Source organism: Pseudomonadota bacterium (assembly GCA_038533575.1).
Lineage (GTDB): Bacteria > Pseudomonadota > Alphaproteobacteria > Rhodobacterales > Rhodobacteraceae > Shimia_B.
On record JBCAYL010000001.1, the window covers coordinates 356,125 to 377,886 of the forward strand.

Genomic DNA, 21,762 nt, shown 5'->3' on the forward strand with positions numbered 1-21,762 from the left:
ATCCATTCCCCTCTTCCTGCGCCTTCGTAGCGCAGGGCGGGTTAATGGGACGTTAATGGTTAATCAGGCGTTAGCGGGCGAAGGCGTCCGCGCCATCCATGGCAGCCGCAAAGCGCTCGAAAAGGTAGAAGCTGTCCTGCGGCCCGGGAGAAGCCTCGGGATGGTACTGCACGGAGTAGATCGGGCGATCCTTCACCCGGATCCCGCAATTCGATCCGTCGAAGAGGCTCACATGGGTTTCCATCACCCCCTCGGGAAGGGTCTGGCTGTCCACGGTGAAGCCGTGGTTCATGCTCGTAATCTCAACCTTTCCGGTTTCGATATCCTTCACGGGATGGTTCGCGCCGTGATGGCCGTGGTTCATCTTGATGGTCTTCGCGCCGAGGGCCAGCGCGAGCATCTGGTGCCCGAGGCAGATGCCGAAGACCGGCATGTCGGAGGCCTCCATCACCTGCTGGATCATCGGCACGGCATAGACGCCCGTCGCCGCGGGGTCTCCGGGGCCGTTCGACAGGAAAAGGCCATCGGGTTCGAGCGCGAGCACGTCTTCGGCGGTGGCCGTCGCTGGCAGCACCGTCACGTCACAGCCCGCGGAGGCGAGGCAACGCAGGATATTGCGCTTGGCGCCGTAATCGATGGCGACGACCTTGTGCTTAGGGTCGGCGACGCGGGCATAGCCCTCGGGCCAGGCCCAGCGCATCTCTTCCCAGCGGTAGGATTGCGCGCAGGTGACGTCCTTGGCGAGGTCGCGGCCCTCGAGCCCGGGAAAGGCGCGGGCGGCCTTGAGCAGCGCCTCGATATCGAACTCACCGTCTGGATCATGGGCCATGGCGACGTGGGGCGCGCCCTGGTTCCGGATGGCGCGGGTAAGGCGGCGGGTGTCCACCCCGCCGACGCCGATCCGGCCCCGCTTGGCGAGCCAGGCATCGAGCCTTTCGGCGGCGCGCCAGTTCGACGGGTCGGTCACATCCCATTTCACGACCATGCCGGCTGCCACCGGATCGGCGGTCTCGTCATCGTCGGGGTTCACGCCGACATTGCCGATATGGGGGAAGGTGAAGGTCACGATCTGGCCCGCATAGGAGGGGTCGGTCATGATCTCCTGGTAGCCGGTCATGGCGGTGTTGAAGCAGAGCTCGGCCTCGGTCTGGCCCGTGGCGCCGAAGCCCTGGCCGTAGAAGATCGTGCCGTCGGCGAGGACGAGGCAGGCGGTGGGCTTTGCGGGTGTGGACATCGGGCGCTCCTGTCTCGCGGGGCGCACGCGCTCGGGCAGGGGGCGAGGCGCGCCGCGGGCAAACTTGGACGGGAGTAGAAAAGAGGCGCGGTGGGGTCAAGGTGCCGCTTGCGTTGTTTTACGCGGCCCAGACCCCTATGTTCCGGCCTCGAGCAACCCGCATCGAAGGATAGACCCATGGACCTGCGCTCCCGGCTCAGTGACGGCGTCAAAGACGCCATGAAAGCCAAGGACAGCCAGCGCTTGAGCACGCTCCGGCTCATCAACGCCGCCCTCAAGGAAAAGGACATCGTCGCCCGCTCCGAAGGCCGTGGCGAGCAGGTGGGCGAGGACGAGATCCTCGCTCTCCTCGGCAAGATGGTAAAGCAGCGCCAGGAGAGCGCGCGGGTCTACGAGGAGGGCGGTCGCATCGAGCTTGCCGAGCAGGAGCTGCAGGAGATCGGCATCATCGAGGATTACCTGCCGCGCCAGCTCGACGAGGCGGAGACCGAGGCCGCCATATCCGAGGCCATCGAAGAGGTGGGCGCGGAAAGCCTGCGCGACATGGGCCCCGTGATGGGCGCGCTCAAATCGAAGTTCACCGGTCGGATGGATTTCGGCAAAGTGGGCCCGCTCGTGAAAGCCAAGCTCGGTTAGGCGCTCACGGCGCGAGCGTCTTCGCCGCTGCCAGCCTCAGCTGAAGATCGTCGAAGAGCGTCAGGCGCTCGTCCTCGCTGAGGAAGGCCCCGATCTCGACCTCCCGTCCCGCACCGCGCAGGGTCACGTAGTGTGGGACCTGCGGGTTCGTCTCGTGCATCTGGACGCTGACCCAGTGCGTGTTGCAGTGCCAGTCCTGCGCGGGGCCGCGCGGGTTTTCCCGGTGCAGGTGGCAGTCGTCATGGGTGATCGAGAGCCGCTCTGACATGTCGCCGTCGCGGTAGTTGCGTTTCACCAGCAGCCAGAGCGCGCCGATTGTCAGCAGGATGAAAGGCAGCATCCACCAAAGCGCTGCTGTGCCCAGCACCGAGAGGAGCGGCACCGACCAGAGCACCATCGTCGCCGCCATGAACCACACGAAGCCGCGCTTTGTCAGCGAGCGGTGCGGCCAGAGCTCGAGCTCTTCGGTGTCGGGGGCGGTGTGGGACCAGCGGTAGGGCATCGATCAGGCCTCGCGAGGCCGGCAAGGTGTTGAATGAAAAAGGCCCGGGGCATGGTCGCGCCCCGGGCCTTGTTTTGAGAGCTCAGTGCGCGTGGCCCTTGTCCCAATCCGATTGCTTCGGGAGCGTCTCGAAGGTGTGCTCCGGCGGCGGAGAGGGCAGCGTCCACTCGAGCGTGTCTGCCCATTCGTTCCACGGGTTGTTCTCGGTCACGCGGCGGCCGGCAAAGACGGTGTATGCCATGATCCCGATGAAGAAGAGGAACGAGGCAAAGCTCAGGAACGCGCCCATGGAGGACCACCAGTTCCAGTAGGCGAAGGCCTCCGGGTAGTCGATGTAGCGGCGCGGCATGCCCTGACGCCCGAGGAAGTGCTGCGGGAAGAAGGTCAGGTTGGTGCCGATGAAGAACATCCAGAAATGCAGGTGACCGGCCCATTCCGGATACATCCGGCCCGACATCTTGGGCACGTAGAAGTAGCAGCCCGCGAAGATGGCGAAGGCCGCACCGATGGCCATGACGTAGTGGAAATGCGCCACGACGTAGTAGGTGTCGTGATAGGCGCGGTCCACGCCCGCCTGGCTGAGCACGATGCCCGTGACGCCGCCCACCGTGAACATGAAGACGAAGCCGATGGCAAAGACCATGGGTGTCTTGAACTCGATGGAGCCGCCCCACATCGTCGCGATCCAGGAGAAGATCTTCACGCCCGTGGGCACCGCGATCACCATCGTCGCCAGCATGAAGTAGGATTGCTGCGTGAGGCTCATGCCCACCGTGTACATGTGGTGCGCCCAGACGACGAAGCCGAGCACGCCGATGGCCACGAGCGCCCAGACCATGGGCAGGTAGCCGAAGACAGGCTTGCGGCTGAACGTGGCGATCACGTGGGAGATGATGCCAAAGCCCGGCAGGATGACGATGTAGACTTCAGGGTGCCCGAAGAACCACAGGATATGCTGGTAGAGCACCGGGTCGCCGCCGCCCGAGGGGTCAAAGAACGTCGTGCCGAAATTCCGGTCCGTGAGCAGCATCGTGATGGCGCCAGCAAGCACGGGAAGCGCGAGGAGGATCAGCCACGAGGTGATGAAGATCGACCACGCGAAGAGCGGCACCTTGAAGAGTGTCATGCCCGGCGCGCGCATGTTCAGGAAGGTCGTGATCATGTTGATGGCGCCGAGGATCGACGACGCGCCCGAGAGGTGCACGGCGAAGATCGCGAGATCCATGGACATGCCGCCCTCGTTCACCGAAAGCGGCGGGTAGAGCACCCAGCCCACGCCCGAACCCGCCTGGTCATTGCCGCCCGGCGCAAAGACCGAGGCCACGGCGAGCGAGGTGCCCGCGACATACATCCAGAAGGACAGGTTGTTGAGCCGCGGGAACGCCATGTCCGGCGCACCGATCTGCAAGGGCATGAAATAGTTGCCAAATCCGCCGAACAGCGCGGGGATCACGACAAAGAACATCATCAGGATCCCGTGGGCCGTGATGATGACATTCCAGAGGTGGCCGTTGGGCGTGCAATTCTCGATGGATGCCGCGGAGAAGAACCGAGCCCCCTCCATGCACATGTACTGCACGCCGGGATCCATGAGCTCCAGGCGCATGTAGACGGTGAAGGCGACGGAGATGAAACCCGTCAGGCCGCCCACCAGCAGGTAGAGAATGCCGATGTCTTTGTGATTGGTGGACATGAACCAGCGGGTGAAGAAGCCCCGCGTGTCTTCGTGCTCGTGTCCGTGGACGGCTGCGTCTGCCATTCGTGTTCCCTCGATTCTTACGGATGGGTTCGCTAGGGCGCGACCCAACTTCGTCAAGACACCTCTAGCGGCTGTATGCTGTGGCACGCAACGCGGCGTTCCGCCTCAAGCGCGGCAGAACCGCGCAGTTTCCGCGCGGACTGCCGCCCAGAAAAGCGCGAGACGTTTCCCGTAAGTCGAGCGTCTGTCGCCGCGACTGTCCCCGCGACTGTCTTTGGCCCTGCCGCCTAGCTGTAGTGACGGGCGGGGGAGACGAGCTTCGGCAGCGACATCGCGATGTAAAGGGTCACGAGGTTGGGCACGATATCCACCCCCACATACCCGACGAGAAAGCCTATCCAGTCCCCCGCGGTGGTGTCGATCTCGAAGAGTCGGGCCACGGAGGGCTCGTCACGCGCGATGTAGACGAAGAGGGCGAAGATCGCGAGCGGGATGAGGGTCACGAGGAGATAGGCGAGGACAACGGCGTAGACCTTTTCCCCGATCTCCATGGGGCGGGCTCGAAGGTAGACAAAGCGCGCACCGCCGCAGAGGCCGCCCATGAAGAGCACGAAGAGGTATGAGGCCTGCACCGTGAAGCCCGAGACGGTGATCTCCATGGTCGGAAAAAACATATCGAGAATGAATACGACCAGTACGGTCACGACGACGGGTCCGAACATGCCTGCTCCAATGCTGCTTGCGGCGGGCGCGGGGGCTCCTGCGTCCACCGGCCGGCGCAACGCTAGGTGGAGAGCAGGGCCAAATTGCCGCCCTGGTGCGGCGAGATCGTGGCCGCTGGGCCCCGCCTAAAGCGGTTTCCAGCGGAAGACGTCGCCCTTGGCCTCCACATGACCGAGCGAGGGCAGCGTGAAGTGGCTGCCGAGGACGAGGCGTCTCGCCTCCGCCGTCTCGGCCAGCAGCGTCTTGCGGGTGGCTTCGGCTTTCTCCGGGTCGCTGTCGAACTTGAAGTGCCAGTGCGGGTGGCGGCACTGGGCGGTGGAATGCAGCGCGTCGCCCGTGATGAGCGCTTCGCGCCCGCCGCTCCGGACAAGGATCGCGCAATGCCCTGCCGTGTGCCCCGGCGCGGGGTGCAGTGTGATCTCCGCGCCGAGCGCGTGGGGCCCGGAGACGAGCTCCGCCTGGCCCGCGGCGATGACCGGTAGCACGCTCTCGGTGTAGAGGCTGCTCCCGCTCTCGCGATGATGGGCCTCGTCGGCCTCCGGCATCAGGTAGCGCGCATTGGGAAAGGTGGGGATCCACCGCCCGTCGACCAGCCGCGTGTTCCACCCCACGTGATCGGCATGGAGATGGGTGCAGAGCACGTAATCGACATCGCCCGGGGCAAGGCCCGCGGCTGTGAGCGCTGAAAGGAAGCGGTCATCGGCGCGCTTGTGCCAGGCGGGGAGGCGCGGCAGGTCCTTGTCGTTGCCCACGCAGCTATCCACGAGGACGTTGGCCGTCGGCGTCTTGAGCAGGAAGCCCTGAACAGGGAGGATGAGACGCCCTGTTTCGGGGCAGATACTGCCGGGCGCGTCCTCCTCGATGAGGCGCGCCACGTCCGGCCCCGCATTGGGAAAGAGCTCTTCGGGCGCGAGGAACGGCCCGAGGATATCCAAAAGCCGCCAGACCTCGACCTCACCGATCCTGCAGAGCATGGTGCCCCTTTCGATGTGATGCGGGGGCCCTCACACCCGTGAGCCCCCGCATCTTGCCACAGCCTATAGGAGGCTATCGGGCATCTTTTGCTCCGCCGCGGTATTGGCACGCCGGAAAATGAAGGTGACCGCCGTCGAGACCATCACGATGAAGAGCGAGTAGAGCGCGGGCACAGCCATGATCGCCTGCTGCTCCTCGGGCGGAAAGGTGAAGACGACAATGGCGATGGCGAGCGGGCCGTTCTGGATGCCTGTCTCCAGCGCCACGGTCCGCGCGTTCCTCGGGTGGAGCCGGAGCGCCGTGGCGAAGACGTAACCCAGCGTTATCCCCACCACGCCGAGGCCAATGGCGGCCGTGTAGGTCGCCGCGCTCGTCCCCAGCAGGAACTGCCAGTTCTGCGGGATCCACGTCGCCGCGATGAAGATGATGAAGAACGCGCCCAGCATGGAGCCGCAGAATTCCATCACCGCGCCCACATTGGCGTTGAGCTTGCGGATGGTCATCCCCAGCGCCACGGGCACGAGGAGAACGGCGAGGACGGAGATGATATCCTCGCGCGGGATCTCGATATCGAGCGCGGCCGCGTAGATCAGCAGCACGATGGGGATGAGGAAGATCCCCGTGGCCGTCGAGGTCACCGTCATCAGGAGCGAAAGCGCGAGGTTGCCCTTAGAGAAATAGGTGAAGACGTTCGATGTCGTCCCGCCCGGCATACAGGCCATGAGCAGGATGCCGAGAGCGATCGATTCCGGCACCACGAGGAAGGTCACGAAGAGGAAGCCCAGAAGCGGCATGATCCCGTATTGCGAGGCCACCCCGATAAGGAGGCCCTGCGGGCGCTTCAGTGCGAGGAGAAAATCCCGCGGGGTGAGCGAGGCACCGAGGCCCAGCATGATGACGCCTACCATGATCCCCAGCAGGGTCTGTGTTGTTTCATCGACCATCTTGCGTCACTCCGCGGCGATATTGGCGGCGCGGGCGAGTTCCTCGGCGCGCAGGTCTTTTCTCAGGATCTTGCCGACATTGGATTTCGGCAGCTCATCGCGGAATTCCACGATGCGGGGCACCTTGTAGGAGGTGAGGTGCTCCTTGCAGTAAGTGCGGATGGCGTCTTGCGTGAGGCCCTTGTCGGAGGCGACGAGAAATGCCTTCACGGCCTCGCCCGTGGCCCCGTCCGGCACGCCGATGACGGCGGCCTCGAGGATGCCGGGATGGGCGGCGAGCACGTCTTCCACCTCGTTGGGGTAGACGTTGAAGCCGGAGACGACGACCATGTCTTTCTTTCGGTCGACGATGCGGAAATAGCCGTCCTCGTCCATGGTGCCGATATCGCCGGTGAGGAAGTAGTCTCCCACCATGACCTTGGCGGTCTCCTCGGGCTTTCTCCAGTAGCCCTTCATGATCTGGGGGCCCTTGGCGGCTATCTCGCCGCGTTCGCCCTTGGCTGCGGGCTTTCCCTCTTCATCCATGAGCACGACGTCGGTGGAGGGCACCGGCACGCCGATCGTGCCCTCGCGTGCCTTGCCGAACGGCTCGAAGGTCAGGACCGGCGAGGTCTCGGTGAGGCCGTAGCCTTGCACGACCTCGGTGCCCGTCACCTCCTCCCAGCGCTTGGCGACCGAGGATTGCAAGGCCATGCCGCCCGCGCCCGCGAATTTCAGGTGCTTGGGCGGCGTGTCCTGGAACCAGACCTCGTTGGTCAGCCCGTTGAAGAGCGTGTTCACGCCGCTCATCCAGGTGATCTTGTAGTTCTCGAAGGCCCTCTTGAGGTTCGAAAGCGGGCGCGGATTGGGAATGAGGATGTTGCGCGCGCCCAGCCAGTAGAAGGCCAGCATGTTCACCGTGAAGGCGAAGATGTGGTAGAGCGGCAGCGCGGTGAGGATGATCTCTTTGCCCTTCTCCATGTCGCCCGCCAGCAGCTCCATGGATTGCTCCATGTTGAAAATGAGGTTGCCGTGGGTGAGCATGGCGCCCTTGGCGACTCCGGTGGTGCCGCCGGTATATTGCAGCACGGCGAGATCTTCGAGCGCGACGGATTGATGGTAGGCGTGAGCCTCCACGCGACCTTCCTTGATGATCGCGCGGCCCGCGGCGAGGGCGGCTGGCAGCCGGATGTGGGCCACCGTGATTTCGGGGATCGAGCGATCCCAGTAACGCTGCACGAGGCCCACGATGCCGCGCGGCGCGGCGGGGAAGAACTCGGCCACGCGGGTGACGATGACGTTGGGGATCGGGTGGCCTTTCGTGGCGCCGGGGATCTTGTCGGCGAAGAGGTCCATGATGACGAGCGCGTGGGGCTCGGCATCCTCGAACTGCTTGGCCATCTCCTCAGTGGTGTAGAGAGGATTGACGTTCACCAGCACGCAGCCTGCCTTGAAGATGCCGAAAGCCGCCACGGGGAAGCTCAGGCAATTGGGCATCTGCACGGCGACCCTGTCGCCCGCCGAGAGCCCCGCCACCTCGCGCAGGTAAACGGCGAAGGCATCCGACATCGCATCGATCTGGCGGAAGCTCAGCGATCCGTTCATCCCGTTGGGCAGGCAGGCCGTGAAGGCCTTGGCCTTGCCGTAGGTGTCGGAGGCGGAGCTGATCAGATCAGCCAGATTTCGGTAGGAGGCCGCGTCGATATCCGTTCGGACACCGGGCCCGTAATAGGACGTCCAAGGCTTGGCGGTGGTCCCCATTGTTCTCCCCGTTTTTCATTTTTGTTGCGGGGGTTTTATAGCACCGCCCGCGCCCGGGGAATGTGGCTTGGAATTTACGCTGCGGCAGAGGCAGGAAGGGCACGCTCGAAGGTCTTCATGAGGGCCGCGTCGAGGTCGGCCATCGTCACGGGCAGGCCGAGATCGACAAGGCTCGTGACCCCGTGTTCGGCGATGCCGCAGGGCACGATCCCGTCGAAATGCGCCAGATCTGGCTCCACATTGATCGAGATGCCGTGGGCGCTTACCCAGCGGCGCATCTTGATGCCGATGGCAGCGATCTTGTCTTCCGCGGGGCGCCCATCGAAGAGAGGGGGCTTGTCGGGCCGTTCGATCCAGACCCCGACCCGGCCCGGGCGGATATGGCCCACGAGGTTGAACTCCGCGAGCGTGTCCACGACCCAGGCCTCGAGCCCTTCCACGAAGCGGCGCACGTCGCGGCCCCGCGCGGCCACGTCGAGCATCAGGTAGACCACGCGCTGTCCGGGCCCGTGATAAGTGTATTGTCCACCGCGATGGACGGCGTGGACGGGGAAGCGGTCCGGCTCCCGCAGGTCCTTGGGATCCGCGGAAGTGCCGGCGGTATAGAGCGGTGGATGCTCCAGAAACCAGACGAGTTCATCGGCGCGGCCGTCACGCACGGCGACCTGCCGCTCTTCCATGACGGCGAGCGCCTCCTCGTAGGGGACGAGCCTGTCTGAGATGCGCCATTCGACCATGGGGGTGGCCTAACAGCGGGGCGCCGCGAGCGGAAGGGCACGCCATGGCGCAGGCGGCCCGGCACGCGCCCCGAGGCAGGAAATCCTTTTTCGCGGTCTTCCACGCGGGAAGCGCAAAAATGCTCTTGTGGCGACCGGGGGCCTTCGCTAAACGCCGCGCTACCAGTTAGCGTGCGGTTGTGGCGGAACTGGTAGACGCGCAGCGTTGAGGTCGCTGTGGGGTAACTCCCGTGGAGGTTCGAGTCCTCTCAACCGCACCATTTGGCCCTTGCCGCACGGCAGAGACGGGCCCGCCGCCACAGGGCACTCGTTCTCCAAACGGACCAGCTTGCGCCGCCCGGTCATACGCTCCAGACAAGCGCCATGGCGCTCCTGACCCTTCCCCTGCACGATGCGTTCGCCCGTGAAACGGCCGCCGCCGCCGAGGTGAAGGCCGAAGCCTCCCCGGGCGCGGCGCTTCTCTGGGAGGCCGAGGCGCGGTGTCTTGTGGCACCGCGCGCCATGTCGGGGCGGCTGCGGGCCGGGCTTGCGGCCACCGAGGCGCGGGGCTGGCCCTGCCATTTCCGCAGCACGGGCGGCGACGTGACGCCCCAGGGCCCAGGCGTCGTGAGCATGGGCCTCGCCTTCCGGCAAAGTGCCAAGGCGGCCAATGCCATCGAGGAGGCCTATGCCGCGATCTGCGCGCCGCTCATCGCGGCTCTCGCCGCCTGCGGCGTCACCGCGGGCACCGGGGCTGTGGAGGGGAGCTATTGCGACGGGGCCTTCAACGTCACCGTGGACGGGCTCAAATTCGCGGGAACGGCGCTGCGCATGTCGCCCATCCCGGGCGGCGACTGGGCCGTGCTCGGGCAGGCGATGTTTCTCACGCGCGCAGACGACGCGGCCTTCGAGGAGGCGATCAACGCGCTCTACGCCGATGCCGGGCTGGGGCGCCGCGTGGTAGCGGGGGTGACCGTGAGCGTGGCTGATCTGGGCCTTGACGCGCGTTTCCTTCCTGCCCTCGAGGACGCGCTCAGCCGAGGATGAGAAGCCAGAGCCAGACGCTCAGGATCGAGAACGCGGTGGCGAGGAGCACCGTCGTGGCGGCCACGCGTTTGCCCACCCCGTACATGCTCGCGAAGATGAAGCTGTTGACCCCCGGTGCCATGGCCCCGGTGAGGACGGCGGCGCGGATCGCGTCCTGGGTGAGGCCGAAGACCGTCCCCAGCGCGAAGGCCAGCGCGGGATGGAGCACGAGCGAGACCGCGCAGAGATAGAAGACGATGCGGAGCTCGCCGTCCGGGCGGTAGCGGACGAGGACCCCGCCCAGCCCGAAGAGTGCTGTGGGGAGCGCAGCCACGCTCACGATCTCCACGGCGTCGGCCACCGGCCCGGGCAGGGGGAGCCCGGTGAGATTGACCACGAAGCCCGCCGCAATGGCCACGATGAGCGCGTTGCGGAACATCGCGTTCGCCGCGGCCCGCGCGATGCCGAGCGGTCCTTTGCCTTCGGCGCGCACGATCTCCATGACCGTGATCCCCAGCGCGTAGCAAAACGGCGCGTGGAAGGCGATGATCGCGTAAGTGAAGGACAGGACGTCCGCGCCGTAGGCCCGCTCCGTAATGGGCAGGCCGAGGAGGACGGAATTCGAGAAAAGCCCGACGAAGCCGATGGCAACGCTGTCTTCCCAGGGGCGGCCGAAGAGGAAGCGCGCCCCGAAGAGGCCCGCCGAGAAGCCCGTGAACGCCCCGATGTAGAAGCTCAAAAGGAGCGGCCAGGACAGCACCTGCGAGAGGTCGAGCCCCGAGATGGCCTGAAACAGCAGGACCGGGATCGCGAAGCGCTGGGCAAAGAGCGTGAGCGTGTCGACAGCGGCGTCCGAGAAATAGCCCCGCCAGACCGCGAGGTAGCCCGCGCCGATGACGATGAAGACCGGCACGATGACATCGAGGAGCGCGTTCACGGCGCGCCCCGATGCCCCTCAGGGCCGCTCAATGGTCAGACCGTCATGGGCGGGGATGACATGGCCCGGTGTGGCCGCGTCGGTGGCGGCGTAGTCCAGATCGATGTGCATGTTGGTGATGACCGCCTGCCGCGGGGCGACCCGCTCGATCCAGGCGAGGGTCTTGTCGAGATGGCTGTGGCTCGGATGGGGTGTGAGGCGCAGCGCGTCCACGATCCACGTGTCGAGGCCCGAGAGCGCGGCCCAAGAGGCCTCCGGGATCTCGGAGACGTCGGGCAGGTAGGCCACGTCGCCAGAGCGGATGCCCTTGGCGATGATGGAGCCGTGCTCCACGTCGAAAGGCGCGATGTCGATCGTTCCGCCGGGCCCGCTGATCTCGATCGGGCCCTCGAAAGGGTTCACGTCGAGGATCGGGGGATAATCGCTCCCCGGCGGCTGTTCGAAGGCGTAGCCGAAGCGCTGGCGCAGATCCGCTTCGGTGGCGGCGTCGGCGTAGACGGGCAGCCGCGCGCGCATGTTGAAGACGATCATGCGCAGGTCGTCGATCCCGTGGACATGGTCGGCATGGGAATGGGTGTAGACGACCGCGTCGAGACGCGCGGTGCCCGCATCGAGGAGCTGCTCGCGCATGTCAGGGGACGTGTCGATCAGGACGCTCGTCGTCCCGCCCGGGCCCTCCTGCTCGATGAGGAGCGAGCATCGGCGGCGCCGATTCTTCGGGTTATCCGGGTCGCAGGCGCCCCATTGATTGCCGAGGCGCGGTACGCCGCCCGAGGAGCCGCATCCCAGGATCGTGAAGCGCCTCATGCGGCAGCTTTCGCAAAGAGGCGGTCGAAATTGGCGGAGGTCTGCGCGGCGAAATCGGCGTAATCCATGCCGAAGACCTCGGCCCCCACGCGGGCGGTATGGGCCGTGTAGGCCGGCTCGTTGCGCTTGCCGCGATAGGGCGGGGGCGCGAGGTAGGGCGCATCGGTCTCTGTCAGGATGCGCTCCACCGGCGCGGCGGCAAAGATATCGCGCAGTTCTTGGCTCTTCGGGAAGGCAGCGATGCCCGACATCGAGAGGTAAAAGCCCAGATCGAGTGCCGTACGCGCCAGCGCCGCCCCCGAGGAAAAGCAGTGCATCACGCAGCTATAGGCACCCGCGGCATGCTCCTCGGAGAGGATGCGCGCCATGTCGTCATCGGCGGCGCGGGCATGGATGATGAGGGGCAGTCCGCTCTCGCGCGCGGCGGTGATGTGGATGCGCAGGCTTTCCTGCTGCACGGCGGCGCTCTCGGAGGTGTAGTGGTAATCGAGGCCGGTCTCGCCGATGCCCACGAATTTCGGATGCTGGGCGAGCGCGAGTAGCGCGTCCACGCTGGCCATGGGCTCCTCGGCGGCGTGCATCGGGTGGGTGCCCGCTGCGTAGAAGACGCCTGCATGGGCGTCCGCGATGGCGCGCACCTGCGGCTCGAGCCTCAGCCGCGTGCAGATCGTGACCATGCGCGTCACGCCCGCCGCCGCCGCGCGGGCGACGAGCTCCGGCACCTGACCCTCGAAATCCGGGAAATCGAGGTGGCAGTGACTGTCGACGATTTGGGGTTCCATCAGGGCTCAGGCTGCCTCGGTCTCGATTTTGAGCATCGTATCGAAGATGAGCGACTGGGGGTCAAGGTTGACCGCCGCGCCTTGCCGGGCCCGCGTGGTGAGCCGGGCGGCGAGCTCGGCCCAGCGGCGCGCGGCGCGGGCATCGGGGCTGAGCGCGCGCAGCGTCTCGGCCTCCCGCGGGGCGGCCTCGGGCTGCGGCGCGCCGAGGAGCCCGGTGCGCGCGAGACGGGCGAGCAGGATGTCGAGGAGATCGAGCGTGAGCGCGAGCTGGTCTTGCCCGCCCGTGCCCGCCATGGCGCCCGAGAGCTTGGCCAGCGCGGCGCGGTCCATGCGGGGCAGGGTCCCCAGCAGCGCGAGGAGCGCCGCGTAGAGCGCCGGTCCCCCCTCGGTCTCGAGCCGGACAGCGGCACCGACGGAGCCATCCGCCAGCGCGGTGAGCGCGTCCGGGTTCTCCGGCGCGAGGCCTGCCTGCGTGAGGGCGGAGCCGAGATCGGCGGGCGAGAGCGGCTGGCAGGGCAGCACCCGGCAGCGCGAGCGGATGGTCGGCAGAAGCCGGGTCGGCTGGTGCGTGACGAGGAGGAGCGTGGCGTCCTTCGGTGGCTCCTCGAGGAGCTTGAGGATGGCGTTGGCTGCCGAGATGTTCATCTCATCGGCAGCGTCCACGATCACGACCCGACGCCCGCCATCGCTTGCCGACATGGAAAAGAAGCCGCGCAGGCGGCGCACGTCGTCGATGCGGATTTCGCGGCTCATGCGCCCCGTGCTCTCCACCGCCGAGCGGGTGAGCGAGAAGAGCCCAGGCTCCGCGCGCGCAAGGATGCGCCGCGCGACCGGGTGCTCGGGGCCGATCTCGAGGCTTTCGGGCGGCGGGGGCGCGCCGAAGAGGCCACCGTCGTCTTGGGGCGGCGTGGCGAGGAGAAAGCGCGCGATGCGCCAGGCGAGGGTGGCCTTGCCGATGCCCTTCGGGCCGGTGAGCATCCAGCCGTGGTGGAGCCGGCCCGTGATGAAGGCCTCGAGAAACGCCGCTTCCGCCGCCGCCTGCCCGTAGAGGGCGGCGGCCTCGCGCGGATGCGGCGCGGCGTCGAGCTTGTCCGGTTCGGGCGGCGCCTCTTCGGCGGGGATATCCACGGGCCTCATAGGGCGGGGCGTATCAGGGCCAGCACATCCTCTGCAATCGCCTCGGCGCTGCGGTTACCATCCACGAGGTGACAGCGCGCCTCCGTCTCGGCCAGCGCGAGGAAGCCCGCGCGGAGCTTTTGCTGGAAGGGCAGGCCGAACTCCTCGAAACGGTCCTCGCCCGAGCCCCGCGCCAGCCCGCGTTCCAGCGAAACAGCGGGGTCGATGTCGATGACGAGCGTGATGTCGGGCTCGCGGCCGATCATAAGGGCGTGGAGGCTGTCCACCGTGCTGCGCAGGTCGCCCCGCGTGGCGCCCTGGTAGACGCGTGTCGAATCCGCGAAGCGGTCGGTGATGACGATCTCGCCACGCTCCAGCGCTGGGCCGATGAGCGTCTCGAGGTGGTCCCGGCGCGCGGCGGTAAAGAGCAGGAGCTCCGTCTCCGCGCTCCAGCGGTCCGGATCCCCCTCCACGAGAAGCCTGCGGATTTCCTCCGCACCGGGGGAGCCGCCGGGCTCCCGCGTGCGCGTGACAGCGCGGCCCTCCGCCTTGAGCGCGGTCTCGAGCGCCCGGGCCTGCGTGGATTTACCGGAGCCGTCGATCCCTTCGAAGCTGATGAAGAGACCGTTGCGGGCGCTCAAGAGGCCGGGTCCGCGGCGTCCGCGCCGCCGATTGTCCCGTCTTCGAGAAGCTGGCGGCGAAGCGCGTCAGCGGCCGTGCGAAGCCGCGGGACGAAGCCCCCCACCTCCACGGTCTCGGCCGCGATGAGGGGGCGCCGCATGGGCTGGAAGCCGGGGATCTCCACCACGAGCTCGCCCACGATATCGCCTTCGATGATCGGGGCTTCTAGCGGGCTGTCATAGCTGGCATGGGCCGTGATGTCGCCCGCGCCGATGGTCGGGATGAGGAGGGCCACGTCCTCCGACGTCGTCAGCCCCACGCGCTGGCTCGCGCCCATGTGGACCTCCGCCTCGGCGAGCCGCGTGCCCGCCGGGGCGACGACCGTCTCCGAGAATTGCCGGAACGCCCAGTTCACGATGCGCTCGGCCTCCTCGGCGCGCTGGCCGGGGGTCTCGAGCCCGGTGACGACGAAGATGATGCGCCGATCTCCCTGCCGGGCGGAACCGGTGAGCCCGTAGCCCGCCTCCTGGGTGTGGCCGGTCTTGAGCCCGTCCGCGCCGATCCCGAGGCTCAGCACGGGGTTCCTGTTGCGCGTGTTGGAGGGCGCGCGTCCGTCGAACGCGAATTCCTGTTCGGCGAAGAGCGGGTAGAAGGTGGGAAAGTCGAGGATGAGCCGGTTGGCGAGGATCGCGAGATCCTCCATCGACATCAGGTGTCCTGCCGCGGGCCAGCCGGTGGAGTTCATGAAGGTGGAATTCTCCATCCCAAGCTCTCGCGCGCGCGCGGTCATCATCCGCGCAAAACCTGCCTCGGTGCCGTCGGGGCTGAGCGCCTCGGCGAGGACGATGCAGGCATCATTGCCCGAGAGCACGATGATCCCGCGGATGAGATCCTCCACGCTGACCCGGTCCCGGCTGTCGAGAAACATCGTCGAGCCGCCGCGATTGGCCGCGTAGGTCGAGACGGGCAGCTCGTCCGTGATCGCCAGCGTGCCGCGCTGGATGGCCTCGAAGGTCATCAGCAGTGTCATGAGCTTTGACATGGAGGCGGGGGGGAGCGGGGTCTCGGCGTTCTTGCTGAGCAGGACGGCGCCTGTCCGCTGGTCGACCACGTAGGCGGCTTCGGCCCGCGTGTCGAAGGTCTGAGCCGCGAGCGGCGTGGCGAGGAGCGCTGAGAGAAGTGCGAGGCGCGCGAACATGGGGGATGTCTCCTTGCGCGCCCCGATGCGGAGCGTGGGGCCCAACTGGCGCGCTAGTTAGTGACGAAATATGCGTCAGTGAAACCAAGGGATTTCACGGTTTTCAAGACCTCGGCGCGATCTCCGGTTGTATTGACCGGCCCGACCACAACGCGCCAGAAGCGTTTGCCCCTGCTTTCTTGGTCATAGACGGTGGGAATGATGCCCGAGGAGCGCATGAGGTCGGCGGTTCGCCGCGCATTGCCCTCAACCGAGAAGATGCCGATCTGGATGAAAGGCTTCTCGAGCGGGGAAGCCGGGCGGCCCGTGCTGGGGCGCGGCGCGGGGGCCGGAGTGGTGTCGGCGGCGGCGGGCGTGATGGCGCCTGCGCCGGGCATGGGCTGCGGTGCCGGAGCGGCGGCGACGAGCTCCGGATTGGCGGGGGCCGCTGGTGCCGCGGCCTCGATGGCTGCGGCTGCGGCCATGATCGTGGGATCGCTGTCGAGCTCCATTGTCTCCACATCCGCGCTGTCGGGCAGCGTGGCCACGGCGGGCTCGGCATCCGTCGCACCGTCAGAGCCGGGCAGGGCTTCCTCGATCTCCTCGCGGCGGAGCGCTGTCACGTCGAGCACGGTGGGCGCGCCTGCCAGCACACCCAGCGCCTCGGCCGCATCAGACGATACCTGCAGCGCCGGTCCCGGCGTCTCGCGCTCCTTGCGGAAGAGCGCGCCGATCACGAAGGAGCCATTGGCATCGTTGCGGATGATGACGCGCTCGGGCTCGTCCACGGTGGGATGCGCGACCCAGACGCCGCCAAGCGAGGGGCGCCCGTCCCAGAGGCCGGCTTCGGAGACCTGGAAGACCTCGGGCGCTTCCACGTCGCGCTCGACGAGCGTGGTCGTCTGCGCGGCGCGTGTCACCTCGGCGCCGGTGCCCTCGGCGGGGCTGAGAAAGTCCGGCATCGTCTCGCACCCGGCGAGCGCCAGGCAGGCGATGCCCGCCAGGAGTGTGCTGCTGCGCAGTCGCAAGGAGGTGGAGAAAGGTCCCGTCATGGCTTGCCTCATCGTCATGCGGTGCCCCCGCACTGGTTTCCGGCCCCGGATTGTCCCGGGCGCTCGCTGCTGCTCGATGCGGGGTTGACCCCGTCTGACGCGAAGATAGCGAATCCCGCCTCGTTTGCAAAGCTTTGCGTTCGGGGGCTCTGCACGAGGGCAGGGGCCGCGGCCCGGGTCGAGATCAAGGCCGAGTTTGGGGCCGAGATCGGGGCAGATGTCCGCGGCTGGGACGCCGCTCATTGCCACCGTCCCGCCTGCAGGCTATCGGGAAGCCACCGGAGGTTTGGCAGAGTGGTCGAATGCGGCGGTCTTGAAAACCGTTGGGCGTGAGAGCGTCCCGTGGGTTCGAATCCCACAGCCTCCGCCAAGTCTTACCCTGCCTGCCACGCGCAACGACCTACAAGCGCTCGATCGTTTAGAAGAACGTCGAAGCAGCATTGGCACGGAGCCGGCTTTTTTCTGATCATTCTGCTCATCATTACGTGGGCCGAGGTGGAGCTTTGAAGGCGGTCTGACGCGCACTGAGTCTCGCGGAACTCGATGAGAACGTCGTGCTTCTGTTTGGGTGCCCTGCTCAAAATGGTCCCAACTCGTCTTCAGGAAGCTGCTTGGCCGCGATTGCTTCGTGCAACGGTGGCAAAGCGGCCAGCAAGAGTGGGAACCTCTAGTTGAAGTAGCGGTTGGGGCGCTCTCAGCGGGTTCGAGCGAACGGACATTGAGGCTTCTACTGGTTATCGAGGTCTGTGATCAGGTTGACGCGGCAGATTTGCGTGCAGCTGGGCCTGTTGCAAAGAGAATAAAAAGCGTCTTTCTTGCCATCGTGGCCATGCCCGACTGGAGTATTCGAACTTGGGCCAGACATTGCATCTGCACGTGGGTTTGCCAAAGTGCGGCTCCAGCACGCTGCAAGCTGTTTTGAAAGCTAATCGCTCGCGGTTGCTTGAACAGGGTTTCGACTATGTGCGCGTGTCCGACCGCGGCTTTGGCAATCTAACACCCTACATGAAGAGCTTGTCGGGCGGAGGCGGCAATGTCGCGTTTCAGCATTTCAGCAGCGAGGTGCCATTGGACACTGCGCGCGAAAACCTCTTCGCTGCAATAGACGCTTCTTGTGCGCCCAATATCATCCTTTCTGCGGAAGGGGCGTCTCATCAAAGGCGCATAAACGAATATCGCGAACTGACTGACCGGTTTGAATCGGTGAAGCTCCATATCGTCTTTCGGCCCTGGGTCGAGTGGGTGGTGTCGCACTATGCCCAAGGTGTGAAGACCGGCAAATACCGATCATCACTCGAGACGTTCTTGCGGTCCGACTGGTTCGCGCATCACGTCGTGTCGAACCTCCGTTTCGCGGAGCATGTCGATTACTGGTCCGAACGGCTGGGCGGGGAGAATGTGCATGTGCATTTCGTTGGAGCCCGCTTTGCGTCAGTGGTTGATCAGTTCTTGAATGCCGTCGGCGTTGCATTGACCGAGGCAGAACGCACCGTGCCTCGGCGCAACCAGTCGCCTTCAGCCTTCGTTTTGACCGCGCTCGTCGCCGCGCAGACCACAAACCGACGGGCGTTTTTGAAGGCGCAGAAGCGGATCGTGAAAGTGGCGACGAATTTGGACCCACGGCCGGACGCGTCGCTTTTGACCCGTGACATCGAAGCGATGATCACGCCATTCTTCGAGGGTCACGCAAAAGCGTTTCTGGCGCAACAGACTGCGATTGCGGCCGAGGACCTGTGGCCGGACTACTCGGATCGGCACAGCAAAGCCACGACATATGATGACATGGTCGCCACCAACGAATTTGGTCGTGTGATGAGGAAGTTGGACCGACGTGGTATAGTTGTTGATCAAGCCGCTGGCGAGGGCGAACTCTTCTTCGCCTAGACAACCGAAGCATTCCGCATGCCCGCTCACCTGCTGTCTCGAAGGAGCGGCTGTATCAGGGCTCCCCGGAGCCCACTTGCGCTGCCAAGAGGGGCAGGCGGGCGGCTCCGATGGCGGCTTCGGCATGGGTGGCCGCGGTCACCGGCTTGGCGAGGACCCGGGATCTGATCCGTGTCCAGGCTGTGTTCTGCGCGCCCCCGCCGGCGGTGATGATCCTCTTCGGGCTCGGGCCCCCCAGTTCGGCGATTAGCGCGTAGCAGCGCGCTTCGATGCGGGCGATGCTCTCCAGGAGACCGTGCAGGTAGGCCACGTCATCCTCCGGGCGCGGGGTCAGGCGGGGGGGCAGCGCGGGATCGTTGACCGGGAAGCGCTCGCCGGGGCGCGAGAGCGGGTAGAAGTCGAACGGGCTGGCCGCGTCCGGGTCGATCCGCTCCGAGAGCGCCGCGAGCTCTGCGCCGGAAAACACCTCGAGCAGCGCGCCGCCACCGGTGTTGGAGGCCCCGCCTACGAGCCAGCGCCCGCCAAGACGGTGCGCGTAGAGCCCCATCTGCGGGGCGTCGATGCGGGTGTCGCTGACGATCTTGATGGCCATAGTGGTCCCGAGCGATGTCACGGCGCAGCCGGTCTCGAGGGGAGCCGCGGCCAGGAAGGCGGCGAGGCTGTCGGTCGTGCCGGCATGGACCTGCAACGTCTCCGAGAGCCCGAGCCTGAGCGCGAGTGCGGGATCCACGGGCCCCAGATGCGCCCCGGCTTCCACGACCCTCGGCAAGAGACTTGGGCGCACGCCAGCCTCGGCAAACCACGCGGGCCAGGCCCCGGTCTCCGGATCGTAGCCGAGTTTGAGCGCGTTGTTCTCGTCCGAGACGCCGCCCTGTCCCCTCAGGCGCGCGAGGATGAAATCCGCCTGATGCAGCACATGGGTGGCGCGCACGGCATTCGGATCTTTCTGCAGGTGGAGCAGGCGTGCGAGGGAGGACCCGCTGCCCCGCGTGATGTGCGGATCGGGGGCCAGGGCCGCGATGGCGGCGGCCTCGGCCTCGAAGCCCGCATCCGAATACATGAGGGCCGGTGTCACGGGGGCGAGGCTGTCATCGACCAGCACCATGGAGCCCGAGGTGCCGTCCACCGAGACCGTCGCGATCTCGCGCGGGTCATGCCCGGCTGCCCGCAAGGAGGCGATCTGATCGGTGAGGCAGGTTTCGGCGGCCGCCCACCAGGCCTCGGGCTCGCGGGAGGCCTGGCCCGCGCCGTAGGTCCCCCTGGCCTGGGAGAGGAGCGCGCCGTTCTCAGACAGGACAGCCGTGCGGACCCCGGACGTGCCCAGATCGATGCCGAGCGAGAGGCTCATGGTCGGCCCGGGAGGCGGCTCATGAGCGCGCGGCCAAGGCCTGCCGGTACTTCTCGGCGTCCCAATCGAGCAATTCGCCCTCCGCCGCCGCGCCGATCGGGGCGGGCTCCCACTCCGCGGGGAGCCGCGCCATGACGTCCGCGAGGCAAGCCAGCATCGCCGTCTGCGAGGGGGTCGCGCCGTCTCGCAGCGCCGTGCCTGCCCCGCGGACGAGGAGGGCTGGCGGGTGTCCATCGTGATCGCGCTCGGGCAGGGCCGGGCCGAGGAAGACGACATGGTCGGGGTAGTAGGACCCCGCGAGCGCGCGGCCCGCGCGCCCGGCATCCTGCGCGAGCCAGCTTTCGGCGGTCCAATGGAACCCGTCCGGCGGGGTTTGCGCGGGCGCGGCGCGCGCGGGCGCAAGCACAGGGAGGGCCAATCGCGCCTCCACCTCGTCCATGAGCGTGGCGCAGGCCTCCACGCTTTCCGCGCAACAAATGAGCCCGTGGTTCTCCAGCACGAAGACCTGCGTGCCGGGTGCCGCGCGGCGCAGGATTTCCCGCGTGAGCGGAAGGCCGGGCTTGGCATAGGGCACCCGCGCGAAGGGCAGACCGGCGAGCTTGGTATCGGCAGCTGCGCGGCCCTGTGGGCTGATGGCGTGGCAGAGCGTGGCGATAGAGTGGGTATGTGCCACAACGGGCCAATCGAGGGCCGCGTGGAATGTGGTCTCGATCGAGGGGCGCAGGGTTTGGGCCGGGTCGAGCACGGTGGTCTTGCAGGACCCGTCACCGGCCTCCTCCCGGGCTTCCTTGCGGGCCGCGTCGAGATCGACGGCGACGAAGATATCCCAGTCCTCCGCATCGGCGAGCTCGGTGCCGGAGGCCTTGATCCACATCCGCGCGCCATCCTTGAGCGAGGTGTTTCCGCCGGGGCCCTGGACGCGCAGCGGGTCTTGCCCCAGGCGGGCCGAAAAGGCGCGGAAACTGGTGAACGCGGCGGGCTCGGTCATGCGGCTTGTCCTTCCGTGGCGCCGAGGCTCGCGAGCGTGTAGGTGGGCAGCGACGCGCTTTCTTGGGCCGCGAGGGCCGTGACCGTGCCCCCCCGCGCGAAATAACCGGCATGGAGGCCCGACTGGATGAAGACGCTGTCCCAACCGGCATGCGCGGCGCCGGCGATGTCGTGTTCGAGGCTGTCACCCACCATCAGGAGACGCCCGGGCGCCGTAGATAGATCGCGCGCGACGGCCTCGAAGATCGGGCGATGGGGCTTGCCGTAGAAGCGTACATCGCCGCCCCGCGCCACATGATCTTGGGCCAATTGCCCGGGCGAGGTGACTGTGTGGCCGCCCGCGCGGGGCGAGGCCCTGTCCGGGTTGGTGCAGATGACCTGCAAGCCACGGCTGATAGCATGGTCGAGGACATCGCCAAAGGCATCGCCCGCCGCGTTATCCGGCAGGCCCATGAGAAGCACGGCCTCCGCCTGCTCGATCTCGTCGGTCAGCGCAATGTCGAGCCCCTCGGCCCAGAGCGCTGCATCGCCATGCGCACGCTCGATGGGGAAAAGCACGCGCGCCGCGACGCGGCCCGCGGAGATATCCTGCCAGAGCGCCTCTCCGCTGGTCATCACCGCCTCGAAGAGCGCCGATGAGAAGCCCATCCGCGCGATGCGTAGGGCATTCGGGGCCGCGCGCTTGCCCGAATTCGACAGGATCGCGAAGCGGGTGCCTTGGCCATGCAAGGCGCTGATCGCCTCGATGGCACCCGGATAGGGCTGTGTGCCGTCATGGAGGACGCCCCACTGGTCGAGCACGATGGCGTCGTAGGAGGCGGCCACGTCCGCCAGTGAGGCGATCGCCTGAACCATC

At 66.8% G+C, this 21,762-nt stretch carries 21 protein-coding genes and 2 tRNA genes; 5 read left to right on the plus strand and 18 right to left on the minus strand.

Features of this window, described 5'->3' with window-relative positions; all coding sequences use genetic code 11:
- Positions 1-70: 70 nt before the first annotated feature.
- Positions 71-1,234 carry a glutamine-hydrolyzing carbamoyl-phosphate synthase small subunit gene (carA, locus tag AAFM92_01920; protein MEL7299118.1) on the minus strand — a complete coding sequence of 388 codons (1,164 nt, stop codon included), beginning with the start codon at positions 1,232-1,234 and terminating at the stop codon, positions 71-73.
- A 177-nt stretch (positions 1,235-1,411) separates the two neighbouring features.
- Between carA and AAFM92_01925 the strand changes: the two genes are divergently transcribed.
- Positions 1,412-1,870: a GatB/YqeY domain-containing protein gene (locus AAFM92_01925; GenBank protein MEL7299119.1), complete on the plus strand. Its 459-nt coding sequence runs from the start codon at positions 1,412-1,414 to the stop codon at positions 1,868-1,870.
- Positions 1,871-1,874: 4 nt separating this feature from the next.
- On the opposite strand, the gene AAFM92_01930 is transcribed toward AAFM92_01925, so the two are convergent.
- The 7 genes from AAFM92_01930 to lipB all read right to left on the minus strand — a co-directional run bounded on the left by AAFM92_01930 (position 1,875) and on the right by lipB (position 9,190).
- Complete coding sequence (locus tag AAFM92_01930) at positions 1,875-2,372, minus strand: DUF2244 domain-containing protein (protein MEL7299120.1); 498 nt, start codon at positions 2,370-2,372, stop codon at positions 1,875-1,877.
- 82 nt (positions 2,373-2,454) lie between these two features.
- Positions 2,455-4,131 (minus strand): cytochrome c oxidase subunit I, encoded by a 1,677-nt coding sequence (ctaD, locus tag AAFM92_01935; GenBank protein ID MEL7299121.1) that lies wholly within the window; start codon positions 4,129-4,131, stop codon positions 2,455-2,457.
- Positions 4,132-4,358: 227 nt separating this feature from the next.
- A complete protein-coding gene (locus tag AAFM92_01940; protein ID MEL7299122.1) occupies positions 4,359-4,793 on the minus strand; it encodes a hypothetical protein in 435 nt (144 codons plus the stop codon).
- A 126-nt stretch (positions 4,794-4,919) separates the two neighbouring features.
- The gene (locus tag AAFM92_01945) at positions 4,920-5,768 is read right to left on the minus strand and encodes an MBL fold metallo-hydrolase (protein MEL7299123.1); all 849 of its coding nucleotides are present in this window, start codon (positions 5,766-5,768) and stop codon (positions 4,920-4,922) included.
- A 63-nt stretch (positions 5,769-5,831) separates the two neighbouring features.
- Positions 5,832-6,713 carry a bile acid:sodium symporter gene (locus tag AAFM92_01950; protein MEL7299124.1) on the minus strand — a complete coding sequence of 294 codons (882 nt, stop codon included), beginning with the start codon at positions 6,711-6,713 and terminating at the stop codon, positions 5,832-5,834.
- Positions 6,714-6,719: 6 nt separating this feature from the next.
- The gene (locus tag AAFM92_01955; GenBank protein ID MEL7299125.1) at positions 6,720-8,453 is read right to left on the minus strand and encodes an AMP-binding protein; all 1,734 of its coding nucleotides are present in this window, start codon (positions 8,451-8,453) and stop codon (positions 6,720-6,722) included.
- 74 nt (positions 8,454-8,527) lie between these two features.
- Complete coding sequence (gene lipB / locus AAFM92_01960) at positions 8,528-9,190, minus strand: lipoyl(octanoyl) transferase LipB (GenBank protein ID MEL7299126.1); 663 nt, start codon at positions 9,188-9,190, stop codon at positions 8,528-8,530.
- A gap of 173 nt (positions 9,191-9,363) precedes the next feature.
- Here lipB and AAFM92_01965 point away from each other — a divergent pair.
- Both AAFM92_01965 and AAFM92_01970 read left to right on the plus strand, forming a co-directional pair.
- A tRNA-Leu gene (locus tag AAFM92_01965) sits at positions 9,364-9,450 on the plus strand.
- A 103-nt stretch (positions 9,451-9,553) separates the two neighbouring features.
- On the plus strand, positions 9,554-10,216 hold the full coding sequence (locus AAFM92_01970; GenBank protein MEL7299127.1) for a hypothetical protein: 663 nt from the start codon (positions 9,554-9,556) through the stop codon (positions 10,214-10,216).
- Here the strand turns inward: AAFM92_01970 and AAFM92_01975 are convergent.
- Genes AAFM92_01975 through AAFM92_02005 form a run of 7 tightly spaced genes read right to left on the minus strand, consistent with a single transcriptional unit; the run spans position 10,203 to position 16,687 of the window.
- Entirely contained in the window at positions 10,203-11,132 is a 930-nt protein-coding gene (locus tag AAFM92_01975; protein ID MEL7299128.1) for an AEC family transporter, read from the minus strand. The genes AAFM92_01970 and AAFM92_01975 overlap by 14 nt on opposite strands.
- 18 nt (positions 11,133-11,150) lie before the next feature.
- Positions 11,151-11,939: an MBL fold metallo-hydrolase gene (locus tag AAFM92_01980; GenBank protein MEL7299129.1), complete on the minus strand. Its 789-nt coding sequence runs from the start codon at positions 11,937-11,939 to the stop codon at positions 11,151-11,153.
- Positions 11,936-12,721: a TatD family hydrolase gene (locus tag AAFM92_01985; protein ID MEL7299130.1), complete on the minus strand. Its 786-nt coding sequence runs from the start codon at positions 12,719-12,721 to the stop codon at positions 11,936-11,938. Before AAFM92_01985 ends, AAFM92_01980 begins: the two co-directional genes overlap by 4 nt.
- 6 nt (positions 12,722-12,727) lie before the next feature.
- Positions 12,728-13,843: a DNA polymerase III subunit delta' gene (locus AAFM92_01990; GenBank protein MEL7299131.1), complete on the minus strand. Its 1,116-nt coding sequence runs from the start codon at positions 13,841-13,843 to the stop codon at positions 12,728-12,730.
- An 11-nt stretch (positions 13,844-13,854) separates the two neighbouring features.
- The gene (tmk, locus tag AAFM92_01995) at positions 13,855-14,478 is read right to left on the minus strand and encodes a dTMP kinase (protein MEL7299132.1); all 624 of its coding nucleotides are present in this window, start codon (positions 14,476-14,478) and stop codon (positions 13,855-13,857) included.
- Positions 14,475-15,656, minus strand: coding sequence for a D-alanyl-D-alanine carboxypeptidase family protein (locus tag AAFM92_02000; protein ID MEL7299133.1), 1,182 nt, complete (start codon positions 15,654-15,656; stop codon positions 14,475-14,477). The genes tmk and AAFM92_02000 overlap by 4 nt, the downstream gene beginning before the upstream one ends.
- 53 nt (positions 15,657-15,709) lie before the next feature.
- Complete coding sequence (locus AAFM92_02005; GenBank protein ID MEL7299134.1) at positions 15,710-16,687, minus strand: SPOR domain-containing protein; 978 nt, start codon at positions 16,685-16,687, stop codon at positions 15,710-15,712.
- 280 nt (positions 16,688-16,967) lie between these two features.
- Here AAFM92_02005 and AAFM92_02010 point away from each other — a divergent pair.
- Positions 16,968-17,057: transfer RNA gene (locus AAFM92_02010), tRNA-Ser, on the plus strand.
- 482 nt (positions 17,058-17,539) lie between these two features.
- Complete coding sequence (locus AAFM92_02015; protein ID MEL7299135.1) at positions 17,540-18,571, plus strand: hypothetical protein; 1,032 nt, start codon at positions 17,540-17,542, stop codon at positions 18,569-18,571.
- Between the two features lie 55 nt (positions 18,572-18,626).
- Here the strand turns inward: AAFM92_02015 and AAFM92_02020 are convergent, their stop codons facing one another.
- From AAFM92_02020 to AAFM92_02030, 3 genes are read right to left on the minus strand one after another with little or no spacing between them, the layout of a single operon-like run.
- A complete protein-coding gene (locus AAFM92_02020; GenBank protein ID MEL7299136.1) occupies positions 18,627-19,919 on the minus strand; it encodes an FGGY-family carbohydrate kinase in 1,293 nt (430 codons plus the stop codon).
- Between the two features lie 19 nt (positions 19,920-19,938).
- Positions 19,939-20,907: a class II aldolase/adducin family protein gene (locus AAFM92_02025; GenBank protein ID MEL7299137.1), complete on the minus strand. Its 969-nt coding sequence runs from the start codon at positions 20,905-20,907 to the stop codon at positions 19,939-19,941.
- Complete coding sequence (locus tag AAFM92_02030; protein ID MEL7299138.1) at positions 20,904-21,761, minus strand: TIGR01459 family HAD-type hydrolase; 858 nt, start codon at positions 21,759-21,761, stop codon at positions 20,904-20,906. Before AAFM92_02030 ends, AAFM92_02025 begins: the two co-directional genes overlap by 4 nt.
- Between the last annotated feature and the right edge of the window lies 1 nt (position 21,762).

Excerpts from the sequence above, each read along its gene's own strand:
- AAFM92_02030 (MEL7299138.1), bottom strand. The coding sequence starts at position 21,761 with ATGGTTCAGGCGATCGCCTCACTGGCGGACGTGGCCGCCTCCTACGAC.
- AAFM92_01950 (MEL7299124.1), bottom strand. The coding sequence starts at position 6,713 with ATGGTCGATGAAACAACACAGACCCTGCTGGGGATCATGGTAGGCGTC.
- AAFM92_01970 (MEL7299127.1), top strand. The coding sequence starts at position 9,554 with ATGGCGCTCCTGACCCTTCCCCTGCACGATGCGTTCGCCCGTGAAACG.
- AAFM92_02025 (MEL7299137.1), bottom strand. The coding sequence starts at position 20,907 with ATGACCGAGCCCGCCGCGTTCACCAGTTTCCGCGCCTTTTCGGCCCGC.
- carA (MEL7299118.1), bottom strand. The coding sequence starts at position 1,234 with ATGTCCACACCCGCAAAGCCCACCGCCTGCCTCGTCCTCGCCGACGGC.
- ctaD (MEL7299121.1), bottom strand. The coding sequence starts at position 4,131 with ATGGCAGACGCAGCCGTCCACGGACACGAGCACGAAGACACGCGGGGC.
- AAFM92_01985 (MEL7299130.1), bottom strand. The coding sequence starts at position 12,721 with ATGGAACCCCAAATCGTCGACAGTCACTGCCACCTCGATTTCCCGGAT.
- AAFM92_02000 (MEL7299133.1), bottom strand. The coding sequence starts at position 15,656 with ATGTTCGCGCGCCTCGCACTTCTCTCAGCGCTCCTCGCCACGCCGCTC.
- lipB (MEL7299126.1), bottom strand. The coding sequence starts at position 9,190 with ATGGTCGAATGGCGCATCTCAGACAGGCTCGTCCCCTACGAGGAGGCG.
- AAFM92_02020 (MEL7299136.1), bottom strand. The coding sequence starts at position 19,919 with ATGAGCCTCTCGCTCGGCATCGATCTGGGCACGTCCGGGGTCCGCACG.
- AAFM92_01945 (MEL7299123.1), bottom strand. The coding sequence starts at position 5,768 with ATGCTCTGCAGGATCGGTGAGGTCGAGGTCTGGCGGCTTTTGGATATC.
- AAFM92_01930 (MEL7299120.1), bottom strand. The coding sequence starts at position 2,372 with ATGCCCTACCGCTGGTCCCACACCGCCCCCGACACCGAAGAGCTCGAG.
- AAFM92_01940 (MEL7299122.1), bottom strand. The coding sequence starts at position 4,793 with ATGTTCGGACCCGTCGTCGTGACCGTACTGGTCGTATTCATTCTCGAT.
- AAFM92_02005 (MEL7299134.1), bottom strand. The coding sequence starts at position 16,687 with ATGACGGGACCTTTCTCCACCTCCTTGCGACTGCGCAGCAGCACACTC.
- AAFM92_01925 (MEL7299119.1), top strand. The coding sequence starts at position 1,412 with ATGGACCTGCGCTCCCGGCTCAGTGACGGCGTCAAAGACGCCATGAAA.
- AAFM92_01980 (MEL7299129.1), bottom strand. The coding sequence starts at position 11,939 with ATGAGGCGCTTCACGATCCTGGGATGCGGCTCCTCGGGCGGCGTACCG.
- AAFM92_01955 (MEL7299125.1), bottom strand. The coding sequence starts at position 8,453 with ATGGGGACCACCGCCAAGCCTTGGACGTCCTATTACGGGCCCGGTGTC.